Below are 18,576 nucleotides of genomic sequence, written 5' to 3'. Positions count from 1 at the left end.
GTACCGTCCGCACACCGGGAGGAAGCCGATGCTGCGCTTTGCGCTGACGCGCATTCTGATGTCCGTGCCGACATTGCTGATCGTGTCGGTCGCGGTCTTCGGGTTGATTCGACTGATTCCGGGCGATCCGGCCTCGCTGATGCTGGGGGATCTGGCGACCCCGGCCTCGATCGCCGACCTGCAGGCGCGGCTCGGCCTCGACCAGAGCGTGCCGGTCCAGTTCGGCATCTGGTTCGGCAACCTGCTCAAGGGCGATCTCGGCCAGTCGATCAACTCGCAGCAGGCCGTGCTGCCGCTGATCCTGCAGCGCTTCTGGATTTCGGCCCAGATCGTGCTCATCGCGGTCATCCTCGCCAGCCTCGTCGCGGTGCCGGCCGGCGTGCTCGCCGCCTGGAAGCAGGATACCTCGCTCGATCTCTCGCTGGTCGCCGTCGCGACGCTGCTGCTCTCGATCCCGACCTTCTGGCTCGGCCTGCTGCTGCTGCTCTTCTTCGGGCTCAAGCTCGAATGGCTGCCGGTGGTCGGCTACGTCTCGATCGCCGAGAACCCCTGGGCCGGCATCCTCTACCTGATCATGCCGATCATGACGCTGTTCCTGCATGAGATCGGCGTGATCCTGCGCATGGCGCGCGCCTCGACGCTCGAGGTGCTCAGGCTCGACTACATCACCCATGCCCGCGCCAAGGGCCTGACCGAGAGCGCCGTCCTCTGGAACCACGCCTTCAAGAACGCCTTCGGCCCGACCTGGACGCTGATCGGCCTGGTGCTCGGCAATCTCCTCGGCGGCATCGCCGTGGTCGAGACGGTCTTCACCATCCCCGGACTCGGCCGCCTGCTGGTCGATTCAATCTTCGCCCGCGACTATCCGGTGATCCAGGGCTGCATGCTTTTCGTCGCCTTCACCTATGTGCTGGTCAATCTCGTGATCGACCTCTGCTATCCGATCTTCGATCCGAGGGTGACGGCGCAATGAAACTGCCAGCTCCCAACGCTCTGGTCGGCGGCACGCTGATCGGCTTCCTCGCCATCGTCGCTTCGGTCAGCGCGCTCTGGACGCCCTATGATCCGTTGCGGCTCTCCTTCCGGGCCAAGCTCGCTGCACCTTCAGCGATGCACTGGCTCGGCACCGACGAGTTCGGCCGCGACGTGCTCTCGCGGCTGATGGCGGGCGCCGCGACATCAGTCTGGATCAGCCTGCTGACCGTCACACTCGCCGTCTCGCTCGGCACGCTCATCGGCCTGTTCTCCGGCTATGTCCGCGGCTGGGTCGACCGCACCATCATGGCCTTCAACGACGCGCTGCTCGCCTTCCCCGGCATCCTCTTGGCGCTCGGCCTGCTCGCCGTCGTCGGCGCCAACAAATACGGCATCATCCTCGCGCTCGGCATCGCCTATGCGCCCTCGGTCGCCCGCATCGTGCGCGGCACCGTGCTCTCGCTGCGCGAGCGCGAGTTCATCTCGGCCTCGCGGGTGATGGGCAATTCTGAGGGCTTCACCATGCTGCGCCACATCCTCCCGAACTGCATCGCGCCGCTGACCGTGCTGGCGACCTCGATGTTCGGCTGGGTGCTGCTTGCGGAGAGCTCGCTCTCCTTCCTCGGCCTCGGCGTACCGCCGCCGGCGCCGACCTGGGGCAACATGCTGGCGGGCTCGCGGCCCTATATCGGCCAGGCCGTCTGGCTCGGCATCTTCCCGGGCCTGTGCATCTCGCTGACGCTGCTCGGCATCAACCTGCTCGGCGATGCGCTGCGCGACAAGCTCGACCCGCGGATGAGGGGTGCGCGATGACCTCCACCAAACCGCTGCTTGAGGTCGATGGCCTCACCCTCAGGATCGGCGCGAGCGGCCGCACCGTCGTCAACAATGTCAGCTTCTCGGTCTCGCCCGGCGAGATCGTCGGCATCGTCGGCGAATCTGGCTCGGGCAAGACGCTCGCCGCCCGCGCCGTGATGGGCTTCATCCCGCCGGCGGTGCGCCTGATCTCAGGCTCGATCCGCTTCGACGGCGAGGAGGTCACGACCATGGCCCCGAAGCGCCTGCGCGCCATCCGCGGCGCCAGGGTCGGCATGGTCTTCCAGGAGCCGATGACCTCGCTCAACCCCTCCATGCTGATCGGCCGCCAGCTCGAGGAGGGCCTCGCGCTGCATCGCAAGCTCGACGCCGCCGGCCGGCGCGAACTCATCCTCGACATGCTCCGGCGCGTCGGCATCCGCGATCCCGAGGGCGCCTTCAACGCCTATCCGCACCAGTATTCCGGCGGCATGCGCCAGCGCATCATGCTGGCCTCGGTGATGCTGCTGAAGCCGGCGCTGCTCCTCGCCGACGAGCCGACCACGGCGCTAGACGCCGTCGTCCAGCGCGACGTCATGGAACTGATGGTCGACCTGACCAAGGAGAACGGCACTGCCGTACTGCTGATCTCGCATGATCTCGGCATGGTCGCGCGCTATTGCAGCCGCATCGTCGTGATGTGCCAGGGCGACGTCGTCGAGCACGGCAACAGCGAAGACATCCTTGCCCGCCCGCAGCACCCCTATACCCGCAAGCTGCTGGCGGCGATGCCGCATCGCGAGCCGGCGCGCGAGGTGCCGGAGGCGGGGACGCCGCTCGTCGCGGTCAACAACCTCGTCGTCGACTATGGCGGCCGCCAGGGCTTCTTCCGCAAGGAGCAACCCAAGCGGGCGCTGCACGGCATCAGCCTCTCGGTCAAGCCGGGCGAGGTCGTCTCGGTCGTCGGCGGTTCGGGCTCGGGCAAGACCACGCTCGGCCACGCCATCGCCGGGCTGCTCAAGCCGAGCGGGGGCGCGATCCTGTTCAACGGCAAGCCGATCGACAAGAGCGAGACGGCCTATTGGGACTATCGGCTGAACTGCCAGATGGTCTTCCAGGACCCGTATTCCTCGCTCGACCCGCGCATGACCATCGGCGAGCTCGTCGGCGAACCCTTGCGGCTGGTGAAGGGCATGAGCGCCGCCGAGCGGAGAGCGCGGCTCGCCGAAGTTCTGGGCGAGGTCGGGCTCGGCGACGGCTTCGCCGAACGCTATCCGCACGAACTCTCCGGCGGCCAGCGCCAGCGCGTCGCCATCGCCCGCGCCATCATCCGCCGGCCAAGCTTCGTCATCGCCGACGAGCCGGTCTCGGCGCTCGACGTCACCGTGCGCGCGCAGGTGCTGGAGCTCTTCGCCGAATTGCAGAGGAAGCACGGCTTCTCTTGCCTGTTCATCAGCCATGATCTCGGCGTGGTCGAGCAGGTCTCCGATCGCGTCATCGTCATGCATGAGGGCCGCATCGTCGAGGAAGGCACGCGCGACCAGATCTTCGACGCCCCCCAACACGACTACACCCGCAAGCTGCTCTCGGCCGTGCCGGGACTGGAGAGCATGGCGGATGGCGGTGTCAGGCTGTTCTGGCGGCTCGGCGAGCCGGCGTGAGCGACTACCGAGAATGAGACCTTGCCCATGAAGAACGGAATGATCGTCGCCCCGCAGCCGGAGGCCGTGGAGGCTGGCGCCGCCGTGCTGGAGCGCGGCGGCAATGCGATCGATGCGGCGATCGCCTGTGCCTTCATGCAGGGCGTGGTCGATCCGCTGATGTCCGGCATCGGCGGCTTCGGCTCGATGCAGCTCTACATGCCCGGCAAGGGCGTCCATGAGATCGTCGAGTTCTATGCCCGCGCCTCCTATGCGGCGAAGCCGGACATGTGGCTCGACAAATTGCAGGGCCAGTCGCGCGACGGCTTCGCCTTCCTGCTCGAAGGCGGCATCAGCGAGTTCGGCCACCTCGCCGTCTGCACGCCGGGCAGCGTCAAGGGCTATGACCACGTGCTCTCGCGCTTCGGCACGATGGACTGGGCCGATGTCATCGCTCCGGCGATCAAACAGGCACGCGAGGGCGTGCTGGTGCGCCCGCATATGCACTGGTTCTGGTCGCAGGATCAGAGCGGCGCCGGCCAGGTCAACACATCAGACAAGCTGCGCTACAGCGAAACCGGCAAGAAGCTCTATTTCCGCCCCGACGGCAGCGCCAAGCGCCCCGGCGACATTATCGTCAACGCCGACATGGCCAACACGCTGGAGCGGCTGGCGAAAGGCGGTGCCGACCTGTTCTACCATGGCGAACTGGCCGAGGAGATCGCCGCCGACTTCGCCAGGCATGGTGGGCTGATCTCACGCGAGGACCTCGCCCGCTACGAGCTCTCCGTCGCCAAGCCGATCTGGGGCTCCTATCGCGGCCACCGCATCTCGACCTCGCCACCTCCCGCGAGCGGCATGTCGATGCTGCAGATCCTGCACATGTTGGAGGCCTTCGACATCGGCGCGCTCAGCCATGGCGGCGCGGAGCATGTCCGGCTGCTGGCCGAGGCGATGAAGCGCATGACCATCGACAAGGACCAGTTCATGGGCGACCCCGCTTATGTCGACGTCCCGGTCGAGCACCTGATCTCGAAGGAGCATGCGGCGGAGCAGGCCGAGAGCATCCGCCGCGGCGAGCGGGCCGATGTGAAGCGGCTGGAACGCTCATCGTCGCGGGAGACCACCCATGTCACGGTGGTCGACCGCCACGGCAACGCGGTCGCGCTGACCCATACGCTCGGCAGCCCGTCCGGCGCGATCACCGAGGGCCTCGGCTTCATCTACAACGGCACGATGAGCCGCTTCGACCCGCGCCCCGGCCGCGCCGGGTCGATCGCGCCCGGCAAGCGCCGTTCATCGTCGGCCGCACCGACGATCGTCTTCAAGGACGACAAGCCCTTCATCGTCATGGGCGCGCCGGGCGGCAGCTATATCGCCCCGGCGATGGCGCAAGGCATCAGCAACGTCATCGATTTCGAGATGTCGATGCTGGAGGCGGTGGCGGCGCCGCGCGTCATGGGCGTCTCGAATTCCATCGACATCAGCAACCGCATCCGCCGCAGCGTCGAGGCCGAACTCAAGTCCACCGGCTACGACGTCAAGCGCTCGGCCCAGAGCTACCCCTTCGCCGCGCTCCACGGCGTCAAGATCAAAGACGGGCTCGCGACCGGCGGCGCCGACCCGCAGCGCGACGGCATGGCGATCTCGGTGCCGGCGTAACTCCGCTCACACCGGCGCGATCTGCAGCGGGTCGACCGAGATCGCCCGTTTCAGCGCGCGCAGGCCGAAGGTCGTGCGTGATTGCCGCATCCCCGGCAGGCGGTAGATCTTCTCGCGCAGGAAGCGCTCATAATGCTCGGTGCCGCTGACCACGGCCTTGACCAGGTAGTCGTATTCGCCGGTGACGAGATAGGCCTCGACCACCTCGGGAATCCGCGCCAGCGCCTCGCCGAAGCTGTCGAGCAGCTTGTCGTCATGCTTGTCGAGCGTGATCTCGATGAAGACGACATTGTCGAGCCCGAGCGCACGGTGATTGAGCACCGCGACGTATTTCTCGATCGCACCGCTCTCCTCGAGCCGCTTCACCCGCGTCCAGCATGGCGAGGGTGAGAGGCCGACCTTTTCGGCCAGCGCATTGATCGTCAGCCGGCCGTCCTCGTTCAGCGCCGAGAGGATGCGCCGGTCTATCTGGTCGATTTCCTCGCCGCGCCGCGCTTTGACTGCCATCGATTAAATTTTCCGCCAAATGCCAAGATTGCAGAATAATCCTCTGATCATGACCGAATCTCAAGGCTACTTCGGCAAGAAATCGACGATGCACCACCCTAACATGCCCGAATAACGACGGCGGTTCGACAGGCGCCCCCGCAAACGTGCCTTGCGGCGGGGACCGCATGGCGGAATGCTGGGTCGAACAGAGCCTAGGGAGCGCGGACATGACAGACCCCTCACCGCTTCGGTTCCATGTTCCCGTCCCGGCCAGCCGCCCCGGCGAGAAGCCCGATTTCTCGCATGTCGTGATCCCCAAGGCCGGCTCGGTGCAGCGCCCGCCGGTCGATGTCGATCCCCGCGAGATCCGCGACCTCGCCTATTCAATCATCCGCGTGCTCGATCGCGAGGGCGAGGCGGTCGGTCCCTGGGTGCCCGATCTCTCCAAGGACGACCTGATCCGGGGCCTCCGCCACATGCTGACGTTGCGCGCCTTCGATGCGCGCATGCAGATGGCCCAGCGCCAGGGCAAGACCTCGTTCTATATGCAGCACACCGGCGAGGAGGCCGTGAGCTGCGCCTTCCGCATCGCACTCGGCAAGGGCGACATGAACTTCCCGACCTATCGCCAGGCCGGGCTCTTGATCGCGCATGACTACCCGCTCGTCGAGATGATGTGCCAGATCTACTCGAACGAGCGCGATCCGATGAAGGGCCGGCAATTGCCGGTGATGTACTCCTCCAAGGAGAACGGCTTCTTCTCGATCTCGGGCAACCTCACCACCCAATACGTCCAGGCCGTCGGCTGGGCGATGGCCTCGGCGATCAAGGGCGACAACAAGATCGCCGCCGCCTGGGTCGGCGACGGCTCGACGGCGGAATCGGATTTCCACGCGGCGCTCGTCTTCGCCTCGACCTACAAGGCGCCCGTCGTCCTCAACGTCGTCAACAACCAGTGGGCGATCTCGACCTTCCAGGGCATCGCGCGCGGCGGCTCCGGCACCTTCGCCGCCCGCGGCCTCGGCTTCGGCATCCCGGCCTTGCGCGTCGACGGCAATGACTACCTTGCGACCTATGCCGTGGCGCAATGGGCGATCGAGCGCGCCCGCCGCAATCTCGGACCGACGCTGGTCGAGTACGTCACCTATCGTGCCGGCGCCCATTCGACTTCTGACGATCCTTCCGCCTACCGGCCCAAGCACGAATCCGACGACTGGCCGCTCGGCGACCCGGTCGTCCGGCTGAAGCAGCACCTGATCGGGATCGGCGCCTGGTCGGAGGAGCGTCACAAGCAGACCGAGGCCGAGATCCTCGCGACCGTGATCGCCGCGCAGAAGGAAGCGGAAAGCTTCGGCACGCTGCACGCCGGCGGCAAGCCCTCCTCGCGCGACATGTTCGAAGACGTCTATGCCGAGCTGCCGCCGCATCTGCGCCGCCAGCGCCAGCAGATCGGAGTCTGACGCCATGGCCCGCATGACCATGATCGAGGCGATCCGCTCGGCCCTCGACGTCTCGATGGGCCGCGACGACAACGTCGTCGTCTTTGGCGAGGATGTCGGCTTCTTCGGCGGCGTCTTCCGCTGCACCCACGGCCTCCAGCAGAAATACGGCGTCAACCGCTGCTTCGATGCCCCGATCAGCGAGCTCGGCATCGTCGGCACCGCGGTCGGCATGGCGGCCTATGGCCTCCGACCTTGCGTCGAGATCCAGTTCGCCGACTACATGTACCCGGCCTATGACCAGATCGTCTCGGAAGCCGCCCGCCTGCGTTACCGCTCGGCCGGCGACTTCACCTGCCCGCTGGTGATCCGCATGCCGACCGGCGGCGGCATCTTCGGCGGCCAGACCCATAGCCAGAGCCCGGAAGCCCTGTTCACCCATGTCGCCGGCCTGAAGACGGTGGTGCCGTCCAATCCGCGCGATGCCAAGGGCCTGCTGATCGCCGCGATCGAGGATCCCGATCCGGTGATCTTCCTCGAACCGAAGCGGCTCTATAACGGGCCTTTCGACGGTCATCACGACCGCCCGGTCACGCCCTGGTCGAAGCATGAGCTCGGCGAGGTCGACGAGGGCCATTACACGATCCCGCTCGGCAAGGCCGCGATCCGCCGCGAGGGCTCGGCCGTCACCATCGTCACCTACGGCACCATGGTCCATGTCGCGCAGGCGGCCACCGAGGAGACCGGCATCGACGCCGAGATCATCGACCTGCGCACCCTGGTGCCGCTCGATCTCGACGCGATCATCGACTCCGTCTCGAAGACCGGCCGCTGCATCGTCCTGCACGAAGCGACGCTGACCTCAGGGTTCGGTGCGGAGCTGGCCGCGCTGGTGCAGCAGCACTGCTTCTACCATCTGGAGGCGCCGGTCGTGCGCGTCACCGGCTGGGACACGCCCTATCCGCATGCCCAGGAATGGGCCTATTTCCCCGGCCCCGGCCGCGTCGGCGCCGCGCTGCGCGAGATCATGGAGAGCCGCTGATGGCCGAGCGCATCATCAAGCTGCCCGATGTTGGCGAGGGCATCGCCGAGGCGGAGCTGGTCGAGTGGCACGTCAAGGTCGGCGACATCGTCCGGGAGGACGATCTACTCGCCGCCGTGATGACCGACAAGGCGACCGTCGAGATTCCCTCGCCGGTCGAGGGTGAGGTCACCTGGGTCGGCGCCGAGATCGGCGACACCGTCGCGATCGGCTCGGCGCTGGTCAAGCTCAAGGTCGCCGGTGGTAGCGGCGCTGCCGAGGAACCGGCGGAGATCGAGACACCGGCCGAAGCACCGAAGGCAAAGCCGGCTGTTGCGGCAACGCCGGAGCCCGCGCCCATATCGGAGCCTGCCCCCAAGCCAATGCCGACCCCGAAGCCGGCTGCGGCCTCGGCGCGCCCAGCGCCGATCCTCGCCACGCCCGCCCAACGCCGCCCCGTCGGCGAGAAGCCGCTGGCATCACCCGCCGTCCGCCTGAAGGCGCGCGAGGCCGGTGTCGACCTGCGCCAGGTCCAGGGCTCGGGCCCGGCCGGCCGGATCACTCACGAAGATATCGACGCCTTCATCCAGCGCGGCCCGGAGGCCCCGGTCGCGGGCAGGCTCGCGCCGAAGACTGCGGTCACCGACGTCAAGGTCGTCGGCCTGCGCCGCCGCATCGCCGAGAAGATGGCGCTGTCGAAGTCGCGCATCCCGCACATCACCATCGTCGAGGAGGTCGATGTTTCGGCACTGGAAGATTTGCGCGCAGCGCTCAACAAGAAGCCGACGGCCGAGCGGCCGAAGCTGACGCTGCTGCCCTTCCTGATGCGGGCCATGGTCAAGGCGCTCGGCGAGCAGCCCAGCCTCAACGCGCTCTATGACGACGAGGCCGGCATCGTCCACCAGCATGCCGGCATCCATATCGGCATCGCGACGCAGGCTCCCTCCGGCTTGATGGTGCCGGTGGTCAAGCATGCCGAGGCGCGCGACCTCTGGGGCTGCGCCATCGAGCTCTCCCGCCTCGCCGAGCGTGCCCGCGACGGCAGTGCGACCCGCGACGAGCTCACCGGCTCGACCATCACCATCACCTCGCTCGGCGCATTGGGGGGCATCGCCACCACACCGGTGATCAACCACCCCGAGGTCGCAATCGTCGGCGTCAACAAGATGGCGGTCAGACCCGTCTGGGACGGCACGACCTTCGTGCCGCGCAAGATGATGAACCTCTCCTCCAGCTTCGACCACCGTGTCATCGACGGTTGGGACGCCGCCGTCTTCGTGCAGCGGCTGAAGGAACTGCTGGAGACGCCGGCGACCTTGTTCGTCGATATCTGAGCCGGGACGCGCGACATGACCGAGATCACCTGTAAGCTGCTCGTCATCGGCGCCGGTCCGGGCGGCTATGTCTGCGCCATCCGCGCCGGCCAGCTCGGCATCGACACAGTCATCGTCGAGAGCGGCAAGCTCGGCGGCAGCTGCCTCAATGTCGGCTGCATCCCCTCCAAGGCGATGATCCATGTCGCCGAGGAGTTCGAAAAGGCCGCCCATGCCGCCGCCGGCAAGACGCCGTTCGGCCTGACGGCGGCCGAGCCGAAACTCGACCTGAAGCAGGCCGTCGCCTGGAAGGACGGCATCGTCCAGCGCCTCAACAATGGCGTCGCCGGTCTCTTGCGCAAGGCCAAGGTCAAGATCGTCCATGGCCAGGCCCGTTTCCGCGACGGCAAGACCGTCGCGGTCGAGACCGAGACCGGTCCGAAGGTGATCAAGGCCGAGACGATCGTGATCGCGACCGGCTCCCTTCCGGTCGAATTGCCCTTCCTGCCCTTCGGCGGCAACGTCATCTCCTCGACCGGCGCGCTGGCGCTGACCGAATTGCCGAAGCGCCTCGTCGTGGTCGGCGGCGGCTATATCGGGCTCGAGCTCGGCACTGCCTTCGCCAAGCTCGGCAGCAAGGTCACCGTGGTCGAGGCGCAGGACAAGATCCTGCCGCTCTACGATGCCGAATTGACCACGCCCGTCGCCAAGAGCCTGTCAGCGCTCGGCGTCGAGGTCCTGCTCGGCGCGAAGGCGCTTGGCCCGACCGCCAAGGGGGATGGCCTGCGGATAGAGACCGCCGACGGCAAGGAGCACGAGCTGCCGGCCGACAAGATCCTGGTCACGGTCGGCCGCGCGCCTGCGACAAGCAAGCTCGGCCTCGATGAGCTGGTGCTTGATATGGACGGCCGCTTCATCCGCATCGGCGAGCGCTGCGAGACCTCGATGCGCGGCATCTACGCCATCGGCGACGTCACCGGCGAGCCGATGCTGGCGCATCGCGCCATGGCGCAGGGCGAGATGGTCGCAGAGATCGTCGCCGGCGAGCCGCGAATCTGGGACAAGGCCGCGATCCCGGCGATCTGCTTCACCGATCCCGAGATCGTCTCGGCCGGCCTCTCGCCGGCAGAAGCCAAGAACGCCGGCTTCGAGACCAAGGTCGGCCAGTTCCCCTTCCAGGCCAATGGCCGCGCCATGACCCGCCATGGCGAGGCCGGCTTCGTCCGTGTCGTCGCCCGGGCCGACAACCACCTCGTCCTCGGCATCCAGGCCGTCGGGCAGGGCGTCTCGGAGCTTTCTGCCGCCTTCGGCCTCGCCATCGAGATGGGGGCAAGGTTGGAGGACATCGCCGGCACCATCCACGCCCATCCGACCTTGGGCGAGGCCTTCCAGGAATCGGCGCTCAAAGCGCTTGGTCACGCACTGCACATCTGAGGCGAACGCAGGCCGGGACTCAACCCGGCGAGGGTTGACGTAGCGGCTGAGGCCGCTTCGACTGGCAGCGCGGGCCGCGACGGCCCGCGCTGACTGCCGGAGCTTTCTGCCGTGACCGAACCCTGCGATCTTAATGCCGTCACCGCCCGCCGCCTGATCGGCGAGAAGAAGCTCTCGGCGACCGAACTGCTCGAAAGTTGCCTCGCCCGGATCGACGCCGTCGACCCAGCCGTCAACGCCATGGTGGCGCGCGACGACGAGCGAGCCCGCGCCACCGCTAAGGCGGCCGACGCGGCCACCATGCGCGGCGACGACCTGCCGGCGCTGCACGGCCTGCCGATCGGCATCAAGGATCTCGAGGACGTCGCGGGCCTGCGCACCACCTATGGCAGCCCGCTCTTCGCCGAGCATGTCCCGACAAAGGACCAGGGCATCGTCGCTTCCGTGCGCAAGGCCGGCGCCGTCATTGTCGGCAAGACCAACACGCCCGAATGGGGCGCCGGCGCCAATACCCGCAACGCCGTCTACGGCGTCACCGGCAACCCGTTCGATCCCTCGCGCTCGGCCGCCGGTTCCTCCGGTGGCTCGGGCGTCGCGCTCGCGACCAATATGGTGCCGATCGCCACCGGCTCGGACACTGGCGGCTCGCTGCGCAACCCGGCCGCCTTCAACGGCATCGTCGGCTTCCGCCCGTCGCCGGGGCTGGTGCCCAGCGACAAGCGCGCGCTCGGCTGGAATCCGCTTTCGGTGCTCGGCCCGATGGCGCGCACTGTGCCAGATCTCTGCCTGCTGCTCTCCACCATGGTGAGCGACGACGGCGTCGATCCGCTGGCGACCACGATCCATGGCAAGCAGGTCAGGCGGCCCGAAGACTTCGCCCGGCCGGACCACTGCGATCTCGCTTCGCTCAAGGTGGCCCTCACCCCGGATTTCGGCTTCGCCCCGACCGAGAAGCACATCCGCGAGGTCTTTGCCGACAAAATTGGGCGTTTCAGCAAGGTCTTCGGCCGTGCGGATGAGGCGACGCCCAATTGCGCCGGCACCGATGAGAGCTTCGAGGTGCTGCGCGCCGTCAACTTCCTCGCCGGGCAATATGAGCGGGTACGCGACACGCCCGACCAGGTCGGCCCCAATGTCCGCGCCAATGTCGAGGAAGGCCTGCGCTATGGTGCGCTCGACATTACCCGCGCCCTCAAGCAGCAGACGGTGCTCTACCATGAGTGGCAGCGCTTCTTCGAACGCTACGACGTCATCCTCTCACCCGCGATGACGCTCTCGCCGCGGCCCTGGTCGGAGCTCTATCCGGCCGAGATCGACGGCAAGCCGACGCGAACTTACTTCCACTGGCTCGCCATGGCTTATGCGGTGACGATCGTCGGCCATCCCGCGATCTCGCTGCCGGTCGGGCTCGATCGCAACGGCCTGCCCTTCGGCCTGCAGATCGTCGGCCCGCGCGGCGGAGACGCCAAGGTGCTTGCTGTTGCCGCCGCGCTCGAGTCACTCTTGGCGGGCGATCCGCTGACGGCGCGCCCTGTGCCGGATATCGCCGGGCTCAAGAAAGCCCCGAAGCTCAAGGACAGCCCGAATTTCCTCGGCTTCGACTAGGCGAAGCATGCAGTTTTCCAAGCCACGACAGCAGGACGAGCAGGGTTTGTAGCCGTACTATCCAATCATAAAAGGGGAGAGACCATATGAAGCGCCGTCAGTTCCTGCAGGGCACGGCAGCTGCCGCCCTGTTCGCTCCAACGCTTGCCCGGGAGGCCTTGGCGCAAGCACCTAGCGCGAGCGTGCTCAAGATGGCGCCTCAAGCCAATCTCACCTCGCTCGATCCGATCTGGACGACTGCGACCGTCACCAACAATCACGGCTACTACGTCTACGACACGCTCTATGGCGGCGATCTCAACCTGAAGCCGCAGCCGCAAATGGCCGAGGGCCACGAGATCTCGGCCGACGGCAAGACCTGGAAGATCAAGCTGCGCGAGGGCCTCGCCTTCCATGACGGCCAGCCGGTCCGGTCGGCCGACTGCATCGAGAGCCTGAAGCGCTGGTGCCAGCGCGACCCTTACGGCCAGCTCCTGATCAAGGCGGTCGAAGCCTGGGGCGCCCCGGATGAGCGCACCATCGAGATCAAGCTGACCCGACCCTTCCCGATGATGCTCGACTGCATGGCCAAGGCCGACAACCCGCCCTTCATCATGCCGGAACGCCTGGCCAAGACCGATGCGACCAAGCAGGTGACGGAGATGGTCGGCTCCGGTCCGTACAAGTTCGTGGCCAGCGAATACGTCTCCGGCAGCCGCGTCGTCTATGAGAAGAACGAGGCCTACAAGCCGCGCAGCGAACCGCCGAGCCGCAATGCCGGCGGCAAGGTCGCGCACTTCAAGCGCATCGAATGGCCGATCCTGCCCGATCCGGCGACCGCCGCCGCCGCGCTGACCAAAGGCGAGATCGACTGGTGGGAGCGCCCGCTCGCCGACCTCCAGCCCTTGCTCGCGAAGAGCCCCGACATCACGCGCGAGGTCATCGACAAGAATGGCCGCGGCTCGATCATGCGGCTGAACCATCTCCAGCCGCCCTTCAACAATCCGAAGGTGCGCGCCGCAGTCCGCCTCGCGGTCAACCAGGAAGACTATATGCGCGCCTCCCAGGGCGACGACACCACGAGCTGGCAGATCTGCCGGAACCTGTGGTGGCGCGGCACGCCCTACTACACCGGCGAGCTCGAGGACCTGATGCCGCAGAGCGTCGACAAGGCCAAGGCGGCGCTGAAGGAGTCCGGCTACAAGGGCGAGAAGGTCGTCATCATCAACCCGACCGACTTCCCCGATATCGGCCCTCTCGGCGACGTCACCTACGAGCTGCTCAAATCAATCGGCATGAATGTCGAGATGATGGCGAGCGACTGGGGCACCGTGATCCAGCGCCGCAACAGCCGCGAGCCGGTCGAGAAGGGTGGCTGGAGCATCTTCCACACCACCGGCGCGGCGGTCGGCTGGGGCAACCCCGCTCTGTCCAATATCGTGCGCGGCCCGGGCGAGAAGGGCTGGTTCGGTTGGTGGACCAACGCCAAGGCGGAGGAACTGGCGGAAGAGTGGCTCTATGCACCGGACGAGGCCAAACAGAAGCAGGCGGCGGTGACGCTCGGCCGGCTGGCGCTGGAGGAATGCGCCACGATCCCGCTCGGCCAGTTCGTCATCAAGACGGCCTACCGCAAGGGCCTGACCGGCATGCTGCCGGGCTCGGCGCCTTATCCGTGGGGGCTGAAGCGGGTGTGAAGCACCGCTAGCGAACAGGCGCAACAGATCCCCTCTCCCCTTGCGGGAGAGGGCTAGGGTGAGGGGTCGCGCGACGCTTCCTCGTCATGGTCGGGCTCGTCCCGACCATCCACGCCTTTCATGATCGAGTACGGTGTCCAAGACGTGGATGCTCGCCACAAGGACGAGCATGACGGGAAGTCCTGCGCGACCCCTCATCCGGCCCTTGCGGGCCACCTTCTCCCGCAAGGGGAGAAGGAAAGAGCGGCTCCGCATGACGAGCCTTACGACGCCGCCACCGCCGCCGACCAGGGCGAAGCCGCGTCGCTGATGCCCTCCTGCTCGCTTTGCCCGGCCCGCACCATGTTCGGGCAGGCGAAGTTGAGCGGCAGCACGCCGTGCTCGACGACCGTCAACGGGCCAGCTGCGGCCAGCGCATCGAGTGTACCTTCCGGCAGGCGGGCGTCGGCGCTGGTGCCATCCGGCCCAGAGACATCGATGCGTGGCTGGTGCGCGGCATCCTCCAGGCTCATGCCGCTGTCGAGGGTGAAGGCCAGCATCTGGTAGACGCTGGCGAGGATGCGCCGCCCGCCCGAGGCGCCGGCGCCGTAACGCGGAAAGCCGCCATCGGCCGGGGTCACCACGACCGGGCACATATTGCAGAGCGGGCGCGCGCCAGGGGCGATCGCATTGGCGCTGCCCGGACGCGGGTCGAACCACATCATGCCGTTGTTCATCAGCACGCCGGTCTCGGGCAGGACGAAACGGCTGCCCATCGACGATAGCAGCGTCGTCGTCAGCGAAACGATCGTGCCCTCGCCATCGACCACGGTGAGATGCGTGGTGCAGGTCTCGGCCGACTCCTTCGCAGCTTGCGCCGCGCCGAGCCCTTCGAGCCGGCTGGCATAGGCCTCGCGTATCACTTGCGAGAGCCTGGCGAACCAGGCCGAGTCCGGTCCTCCGTCCGGCGGCGGGCTTGAAGCCATGCCCTCGATCACCGCCTGCAAGGTCGGCGCCGCCGTCAAACCGCCGGCCGTGTGGATGCGATGCGTGCCGCGCCAGTCGATCATCGGCGCCTCGCGGACGGTCGCCCGGCAATCCGCCAGATCCTGCGCATCGACCACCCCGCCGGCACCGGCGACGTCGGCTGCCAGCCGCGCGGCGAGGTCGCCGCGATAGAAATCGTCGAGCCCGGCCTTGGCGAGATGCTCCAGCGTCGCGCCGAGATTGCCGAGTTTCCTGAAACCGGGCACGCCCTGATAGGGCGGCACCGGCGGCAAGCCGTCAGGCAGGTAGATGCGGGCACTCTCCTCGTAGAGTCGCAGCACCGAGGCCGAGGAGGCGATCTTCAGCGTCGTATACCAGTCCTGTGCCAACCCCCGGCGGGCCAATGCGATCGCGGGTTGGAGCAGTTCGGAGACAGGCATGCTGGTCCCGAACGCCTCTTTCAGCTTGGCGTAGCCGGCGACCGAGGACGGAATGCAGAAGGAGAGCGGGCCATGGATGTTGCGATCGTCGACCACACCCGGCCAGGCGAACAGGTCGAGCTTCATCTCGCCGGTCAGCGGATAATCGGCCGGATCGGCGCGGCGTGGCGCGACCGGGCCGAAATCGACAACCTGCGCCCTGCTCTCGCCGGCCTTCAGCACGACACCGAAGCCAATGCCGCCGAGCCCGCTGTTCCAGGGCTCGACCGCAGCCAGCGCAAAGGCGGCCGCGACCGCTGCATCCGCCGCGTTGCCGCCGGCTTCGAGGATCGCCGCGCCAGCTGCAGCCGCCTCGTGGTTCTGCGAGACGACGACGCCATTGCGCCCCCGCGCCGACGGCTTGGTCAGGCTCCAGTTCTGGGTGCGATAGGCACGGTGCGGCGCGGCTGTGGGCATGACGGTCTCGGTCTAGGATGATGGCGACCGGCATCGTGGCACGCATGTCCGGAAAGGTCATCGCCCCGCGATGCGGAACGGCTCCGCGCCGCGCGTCGATCCCGGCTGCGTCGTCCTGCTGGATCGACCGAGCCGTTCCGTGCGAGGCTTCCCGCTCCTTCTCTATCGTCTGGAGGGGGAAATCCGGGCGGTGCGTCGATGGCAGTCGGCGCGCCGCCCATCCGGCCGGATTCACCGGCGGATATCTGCCAGCGTCACTTCGCCGGCGCGACCTTGCCGGGCAGGCTGAGATTGCCCGAGGCGACCTTGAAAACATTGGCGACGCAGAGAAGCGGCGCGTGCAGGTTGGCGTTGACACGCAGGCCCGCGGTGACGCCGTCGAAGGAGGCGGCTTTCAGCGCGCCGAGCTTGTCGAGCGGGACATGGACCTCGACCGTGCTGCCGGCGAGTGCGGTCTTGTAGGCAGGGCTGTCGATCAAGAGCGGCACGCCAGGCCAGGTCTCGGGGAGACGCGGCTTCGCCCCTGCCGGAATGTCGCGCACTTTCAGCCCGCCGCCGCAGGCCTTGTCTTCGGCCAGCACGACCCAGTGCGGATGCCAGACATCACGGTTCTTCGCGCCCTTGGCGCCGTCGTCGAAATCGGGGTGGAAGGTGACGGCGAGGGCGACGATGCCCTGGCCCTTGTCGAAGCCAACCTCGGCGCTGTTGAGCGAGGTCGGCCAGACATAGGCGTAGACCTCGGAGCCGGCGAAATTTCCGGTCGCCGCAGGCTTGGCTACCCCCGCGTCGCCACGCAGGCGGCTGCGGAAGACGGCATGGCCGTGATCGGTGGTGATCGTCGTCTCGACAATGTCGAATGACGCCTGCACCGCGGCGTTGCTGGCGCTCTTGATCTCATGTGCCCCGGCCGCGCCGATCAGGCCGAGCACGACCGTTGCGGCGAGGCCGATGCCCCGCAGCCCAAAACTCTTCATGATCTAAGTTCCTTCCTGCCTAGCGGTTCGTCTGGAGGGGCGCGGAAGCCTCGGTGAAAGCCCGCCAGGTGGCAGCCTGGGCGGACGGCTCCGCGGTTTCATGCTCGCCGCAATCGAGCCGGAGATGCCGGGTCCCGAAAGCGGCGTTCACGAAGACGCAATGATGCGGCGCGTCGGCGCCGGGATGGGCGTTCGGCCGGAAATGGCGGCAGGTCACACAGGTGCGCTGCTCTGGCAGCGCGCCGGCGAGTTGCAGCGAGCGGATCAGCTTGACTACGAGCAGCAGCAGATCGGCCTGCTCGGCAGCGGACAGGCGGGCGAGCGCCGTATCCGTCGCCATCGTCGAGAGCCCGATCGCCTTGACCGCGTCGCGCCCGGCCTGCGTCACCTTCACCGCGACGGCCCGCGCATCGCTGGCGTCGGGCCCTTTGGCGACCAGCCCCTTGCGCTCCAGCGCCGCGATCGAATCCGTCGCGGTCGGCTGCGTCACGCCGAGATGCTCGGCGATCGCCTTGACCCGCAATCCCGCTTCGCCGCGGCCGGCAAGAAAGGCCAGGACATGGGCCTGTGTCGGATTGAGGCCGACCGCATTGGCCGCCGACCATTGATCGGCCTTAAGCACGCTCGCCAGCCGCTCCAATCCGTCGCGAAGACGGCGTGGCAGGGGCTCGGAGTTGGCATCGAAGGGGGTCATGTCATTTGAATAGGATTCCTATATAATATTGTCAAGCAAGCTCGCGCACCCCGTTCGCTGCAAAGGCGTCTCAATGCGCCTGGCGGTCCTCGCCCGGCAGGTGCACCACCGCCTTGATCGGCAGGTGGTCGGAGGCCAGCCGCGACAAGGCTGTGTCGTGCAACTCAACCTGGGTGATGGTCTCGGCCGGGTAGGCGACGATGCGGTCGAGCGCCCAGATCGGGAAACGCGAGGGAAAGCTCGGGATCGCGGCCTGCAGCGGCCCGAATTTAGGCGCCAATCCATGCAGCGTCGATTTTTTGCCGATCCGCCACTCGTTCAGGTCGCCCATCAGGAAGATCGGCCGTCCATCGGTCGGCTTGGAAGCGGCGATCAACGTCTCGACCTGGCGCGAGCGCGAACGGCGCAACAGGCCGAGATGGGCCGCGACCACGCGGATCGGCGCGCGGGCGATGGTCAGATCGGCGATCAGTGCGCCGCGCGGCTCGACGCCGGGCAGGACGAGCTGCCGCGTCGCGGTAACCGCCCCATCACGGAAGAGCACGACATTGCCGTGCCAGCCATGCCCCTGCCAGGCGCTCTGCACCGGCACCGGCTTCAGCCCCGTGCGGCGCTCGAGGCGAACGAGGTCGAGCAGGCCGGAGCGCTCACCGAAGCGTTGGTCGGCCTCCTGCAACGCCACCACATCGGCATCAATCTGCCGGAGCACCTCGATGATCCGATCCGGGTCGAAACGGCGGTCACGCCCCACCGCCTTATGGATGTTGTAGGAGGCGATCCTCAGTTCCGCGGCCGGCGGTGCGCTTGCAAGCGCCTGCTGTCCGACGGTCTCGCGCGTCCAGCTCGACATCTGCGGTGGGCGCAGCGCCCGGATCCGGCGCAGGCCGCGCCCTTCGAACTCTAGCATCGAGCCGGCATCTCCAATCGTTCGCCCTGGCTCGTTAGCAAGAGCCTTGCCAAGATCAATTCCCGAAAGGCGCAACGGTTCGATCGGCCCCGG

The 18,576-nt window shown here is 67.3% G+C and carries 15 protein-coding genes; 10 read left to right on the top strand and 5 right to left on the bottom strand.

What is annotated here, in order from left to right:
- Positions 1 to 28 precede the first annotated feature (28 nt).
- From ACSQ3M_RS16295 to ggt, 4 genes are read left to right on the top strand one after another with little or no spacing between them, the layout of a single operon-like run.
- Positions 29 to 973, top strand: a complete 945-nt coding sequence (locus ACSQ3M_RS16295) for an ABC transporter permease (protein ID WP_436151125.1) — start codon at positions 29 to 31, stop codon at positions 971 to 973.
- The gene (locus tag ACSQ3M_RS16290) at positions 970 to 1,788 is read left to right on the top strand and encodes an ABC transporter permease (protein WP_436151124.1); all 819 of its coding nucleotides are present in this window, start codon (positions 970 to 972) and stop codon (positions 1,786 to 1,788) included. Before ACSQ3M_RS16295 ends, ACSQ3M_RS16290 begins: the two co-directional genes overlap by 4 nt.
- Positions 1,785 to 3,431 (top strand): ABC transporter ATP-binding protein, encoded by a 1,647-nt coding sequence (locus ACSQ3M_RS16285; RefSeq protein ID WP_436151123.1) that lies wholly within the window; start codon positions 1,785 to 1,787, stop codon positions 3,429 to 3,431. Before ACSQ3M_RS16290 ends, ACSQ3M_RS16285 begins: the two co-directional genes overlap by 4 nt.
- Positions 3,432 to 3,458: 27 nt before the next feature.
- On the top strand, positions 3,459 to 5,072 hold the full coding sequence (ggt, locus tag ACSQ3M_RS16280; RefSeq protein ID WP_436151122.1) for a gamma-glutamyltransferase: 1,614 nt from the start codon (positions 3,459 to 3,461) through the stop codon (positions 5,070 to 5,072).
- A gap of 6 nt (positions 5,073 to 5,078) precedes the next feature.
- Here the strand turns inward: ggt and ACSQ3M_RS16275 are convergent, their stop codons facing one another.
- Positions 5,079 to 5,579, bottom strand: a complete 501-nt coding sequence (locus ACSQ3M_RS16275) for an Lrp/AsnC family transcriptional regulator (protein WP_436151121.1) — start codon at positions 5,577 to 5,579, stop codon at positions 5,079 to 5,081.
- 209 nt (positions 5,580 to 5,788) lie between these two features.
- Between ACSQ3M_RS16275 and ACSQ3M_RS16270 the strand changes: the two genes are divergently transcribed.
- The 6 genes from ACSQ3M_RS16270 (at position 5,789) to ACSQ3M_RS16245 (ending at position 14,046) form a co-directional block, all read left to right on the top strand.
- Entirely contained in the window at positions 5,789 to 7,021 is a 1,233-nt protein-coding gene (locus ACSQ3M_RS16270) for a 3-methyl-2-oxobutanoate dehydrogenase (2-methylpropanoyl-transferring) subunit alpha (protein ID WP_436098108.1), read from the top strand.
- 4 nt (positions 7,022 to 7,025) lie between these two features.
- The gene (locus ACSQ3M_RS16265) at positions 7,026 to 8,042 is read left to right on the top strand and encodes an alpha-ketoacid dehydrogenase subunit beta (protein ID WP_436151120.1); all 1,017 of its coding nucleotides are present in this window, start codon (positions 7,026 to 7,028) and stop codon (positions 8,040 to 8,042) included.
- Positions 8,042 to 9,355 (top strand): dihydrolipoamide acetyltransferase family protein, encoded by a 1,314-nt coding sequence (locus ACSQ3M_RS16260; protein ID WP_436151119.1) that lies wholly within the window; start codon positions 8,042 to 8,044, stop codon positions 9,353 to 9,355. The genes ACSQ3M_RS16265 and ACSQ3M_RS16260 overlap by 1 nt, the downstream gene beginning before the upstream one ends.
- 15 nt (positions 9,356 to 9,370) lie before the next feature.
- Complete coding sequence (lpdA, locus tag ACSQ3M_RS16255; protein WP_436151118.1) at positions 9,371 to 10,768, top strand: dihydrolipoyl dehydrogenase; 1,398 nt, start codon at positions 9,371 to 9,373, stop codon at positions 10,766 to 10,768.
- 111 nt (positions 10,769 to 10,879) lie between these two features.
- Entirely contained in the window at positions 10,880 to 12,373 is a 1,494-nt protein-coding gene (locus ACSQ3M_RS16250; protein WP_436151117.1) for an amidase, read from the top strand.
- A gap of 86 nt (positions 12,374 to 12,459) precedes the next feature.
- Positions 12,460 to 14,046 carry an ABC transporter substrate-binding protein gene (locus ACSQ3M_RS16245; protein ID WP_436151116.1) on the top strand — a complete coding sequence of 529 codons (1,587 nt, stop codon included), beginning with the start codon at positions 12,460 to 12,462 and terminating at the stop codon, positions 14,044 to 14,046.
- Positions 14,047 to 14,309: 263 nt separating this feature from the next.
- Here the strand turns inward: ACSQ3M_RS16245 and ACSQ3M_RS16240 are convergent, their stop codons facing one another.
- The 4 genes from ACSQ3M_RS16240 to ACSQ3M_RS16225 all read right to left on the bottom strand — a co-directional run bounded on the left by ACSQ3M_RS16240 (position 14,310) and on the right by ACSQ3M_RS16225 (position 18,483).
- Positions 14,310 to 15,908, bottom strand: a complete 1,599-nt coding sequence (locus ACSQ3M_RS16240) for a gamma-glutamyltransferase (protein ID WP_436151115.1) — start codon at positions 15,906 to 15,908, stop codon at positions 14,310 to 14,312.
- 254 nt (positions 15,909 to 16,162) lie between these two features.
- Positions 16,163 to 16,882 (bottom strand): hypothetical protein, encoded by a 720-nt coding sequence (locus tag ACSQ3M_RS16235; protein WP_436151114.1) that lies wholly within the window; start codon positions 16,880 to 16,882, stop codon positions 16,163 to 16,165.
- Between the two features lie 19 nt (positions 16,883 to 16,901).
- Positions 16,902 to 17,576, bottom strand: coding sequence for a MarR family winged helix-turn-helix transcriptional regulator (locus ACSQ3M_RS16230; protein WP_436151113.1), 675 nt, complete (start codon positions 17,574 to 17,576; stop codon positions 16,902 to 16,904).
- A 70-nt stretch (positions 17,577 to 17,646) separates the two neighbouring features.
- On the bottom strand, positions 17,647 to 18,483 hold the full coding sequence (locus ACSQ3M_RS16225; protein WP_436151112.1) for an endonuclease/exonuclease/phosphatase family protein: 837 nt from the start codon (positions 18,481 to 18,483) through the stop codon (positions 17,647 to 17,649).
- Positions 18,484 to 18,576: the final 93 nt, after the last annotated feature.

It is taken from the genome of Allobosea sp. LjRoot90 (assembly GCF_964254315.1).
Lineage (GTDB): Bacteria > Pseudomonadota > Alphaproteobacteria > Rhizobiales > Beijerinckiaceae > Allobosea.
The sequence above is the reverse complement of the archived record's forward strand: the minus strand, read 5'-3'. Positions and strand labels throughout refer to the sequence as shown.

What these genes read in the sequence shown, in the direction of transcription:
- ggt (WP_436151122.1), top strand. Translation starts at nt 3,459, where the DNA reads ATGAAGAACGGAATGATCGTCGCCCCGCAGCCGGAGGCCGTGGAGGCT.
- ACSQ3M_RS16225 (WP_436151112.1), bottom strand. Translation starts at nt 18,483, where the DNA reads ATGCTAGAGTTCGAAGGGCGCGGCCTGCGCCGGATCCGGGCGCTGCGC.
- ACSQ3M_RS16235 (WP_436151114.1), bottom strand. Translation starts at nt 16,882, where the DNA reads ATGAAGAGTTTTGGGCTGCGGGGCATCGGCCTCGCCGCAACGGTCGTG.
- ACSQ3M_RS16260 (WP_436151119.1), top strand. Translation starts at nt 8,042, where the DNA reads ATGGCCGAGCGCATCATCAAGCTGCCCGATGTTGGCGAGGGCATCGCC.
- ACSQ3M_RS16290 (WP_436151124.1), top strand. Translation starts at nt 970, where the DNA reads ATGAAACTGCCAGCTCCCAACGCTCTGGTCGGCGGCACGCTGATCGGC.
- ACSQ3M_RS16270 (WP_436098108.1), top strand. Translation starts at nt 5,789, where the DNA reads ATGACAGACCCCTCACCGCTTCGGTTCCATGTTCCCGTCCCGGCCAGC.
- ACSQ3M_RS16285 (WP_436151123.1), top strand. Translation starts at nt 1,785, where the DNA reads ATGACCTCCACCAAACCGCTGCTTGAGGTCGATGGCCTCACCCTCAGG.
- ACSQ3M_RS16275 (WP_436151121.1), bottom strand. Translation starts at nt 5,579, where the DNA reads ATGGCAGTCAAAGCGCGGCGCGGCGAGGAAATCGACCAGATAGACCGG.
- ACSQ3M_RS16230 (WP_436151113.1), bottom strand. Translation starts at nt 17,576, where the DNA reads ATGACCCCCTTCGATGCCAACTCCGAGCCCCTGCCACGCCGTCTTCGC.
- ACSQ3M_RS16265 (WP_436151120.1), top strand. Translation starts at nt 7,026, where the DNA reads ATGGCCCGCATGACCATGATCGAGGCGATCCGCTCGGCCCTCGACGTC.
- ACSQ3M_RS16245 (WP_436151116.1), top strand. Translation starts at nt 12,460, where the DNA reads ATGAAGCGCCGTCAGTTCCTGCAGGGCACGGCAGCTGCCGCCCTGTTC.
- ACSQ3M_RS16295 (WP_436151125.1), top strand. Translation starts at nt 29, where the DNA reads ATGCTGCGCTTTGCGCTGACGCGCATTCTGATGTCCGTGCCGACATTG.
- lpdA (WP_436151118.1), top strand. Translation starts at nt 9,371, where the DNA reads ATGACCGAGATCACCTGTAAGCTGCTCGTCATCGGCGCCGGTCCGGGC.
- ACSQ3M_RS16240 (WP_436151115.1), bottom strand. Translation starts at nt 15,908, where the DNA reads ATGCCCACAGCCGCGCCGCACCGTGCCTATCGCACCCAGAACTGGAGC.